Source organism: Micromonospora phytophila, from assembly GCF_023656545.1.
Lineage (GTDB): Bacteria > Actinomycetota > Actinomycetes > Mycobacteriales > Micromonosporaceae > Micromonospora > Micromonospora phytophila.
Map to the genome: position 1 here is coordinate 1 of NZ_JAMOKF010000592.1, position 1,654 is coordinate 1,654.

Here is a 1,654-nt window from a genome sequence, read left to right on the forward strand (position 1 = left end):
GCTCCGCGGTCCGCCGCTCGGCCTGGGGCCGCTCGGTGGTCTCGCGGACCTCGGCGTGGACCTCTTCACGGGCCGGAGTGGCCGCGGCCGCGACCTCGGCCCGCGGTCGAGGGGTCCCGGCGGCGGCGCCGCCCTGCCGCTCGGAGATCGCGCTGATCAGCTCGCCCTTACGCATGCGAGCCGTGCCCGAGATGCCGAGCGACGCGGCCAGGCTCTGCAGCTCCGGCAGCAGCATGGCCGACAGGCCCGTACCGCTGCGCCGACGGCGGGCGGGGGCGGCGGTGGTGGCATCGCCAGCGACGTTGGAAACATCCGACGTCACGTCGGTGGTGTCGCTCAATGGATTCCTTCCCTCGATAGGCCGGGACTGCCCGGAGTCGACAAGCAAGGTGGCCGGGCGGCCTCGGTTACCCGCCTCGCAAGGACGCGTCGCGGGAGTTTGTGACACAGCAGCCGGTCGGTTTCCCGACTCACCGACCTCGGTGAGCAGGTCTCGCCGTCTGCGGCGACCTGTGAAGACTGCGGTGCGGCGTGGGCCTAGGCAGGGGTGACGGGCTGACCGCCGAGAGCTTCGGGGGTGCGCCGACCCGCAGGAGATCGCATGCTTCGCGGCTGTGCTAAGTCTAGAGCGTAATCAACTCTTCCGACCTGCGGCAACAGGGTCCCGCTCCGCGTGTCCGAGTCTACCCCGGGTGACCCGTGCGCCGTGCACGTCTGTAGCCAACCGCCAGACCTGCCAATCTGTTCCCGGGTCGAAGCCCTCCGGCGGCCCGGTCAGCGCCAGGACGGTGGGCCCCGCCCCACTCACCACAGCCGCCACACCCGCCGCACGCAGGGCTTTCACCAGCTCCGCGGTGCCGAGCATGCCCTCCGCGCGGTAGTCCTGGTGCAGCCGGTCGACGGTCGCCGGCAACAGCAGCGCCGGGTCCGCGGTCATCGCGTGCACGAGCAACGCGGCGCGTCCGGCGTTCAGCGCGGCGTCGCCGTGCGGCACGGTCGCCGGCAGCGCGGCCCGCGCGGTAGCCGTCAGACCGCGTTCCTGCGGCACGAAGACCGTCGGGCGTATGCCCTCGGCGACCGGCAGCGACACCGCGCGGGCGCCGGACGGCTCCGTCCAGGCCAGGGTGAACCCGCCGAGCAGGCAGGGCGCGACATTGTCGGGATGGCCCTCGATCTCGGCGGCGAGCCGGAGCACGGCCGCGTCGTCCAGGCGCGCCTCCCCGTCGGCCACCAGGGCACGGGCGAGGAGCACACCGGCGACGATCGCGGCGGACGAGGAACCGAGCCCGCGGGCCTGCGGGATGCGGTTGACGCACTCCACCGCCAGCCCCGGCGGTTGCCCGCCGAGCACGTCGAAGGCGGCCCGCATCGCCCGGACGACCAGGTGGCGGTCGTCGGCCGGCAGTTCCCCGGCGCCCTGCCCGGCGACCGTGACCGTGACCCCCTCCGGCCTCACCTCGGCGGCCACGTCGTCGTGCAGCGCCAGGGCGAGCCCCAGGGCGTCGAAACCCGGCCCCAGGTTGGCGCTGGTGGCGGGGACCCGGACCCGGACCGGACCGGAGGCGAATGTCGTCGGCACGCCGCTCATGCTAGGGCTCCGCACCGACATCACGGATCTCCGCCCGCCGGCTGGGACGCCGGCGCGTGGCCGACC

The 1,654-nt window shown here is 74.1% G+C and carries 2 protein-coding genes; both read right to left on the reverse strand.

Translation table 11 applies throughout. From position 1 onward, the window contains the following. Positions 1 to 340, reverse strand: a 340-nt coding sequence (locus tag NCC78_RS31580; RefSeq protein ID WP_250799100.1) for a Rho termination factor N-terminal domain-containing protein, incomplete at its 3' end; no start/stop codon positions are given. A gap of 294 nt (positions 341 to 634) precedes the next feature. Further along, a complete protein-coding gene (thrB, locus tag NCC78_RS31585; RefSeq protein WP_504921424.1) occupies positions 635 to 1,579 on the reverse strand; it encodes a homoserine kinase in 945 nt (314 codons plus the stop codon). Positions 1,580 to 1,654: the final 75 nt, after the last annotated feature.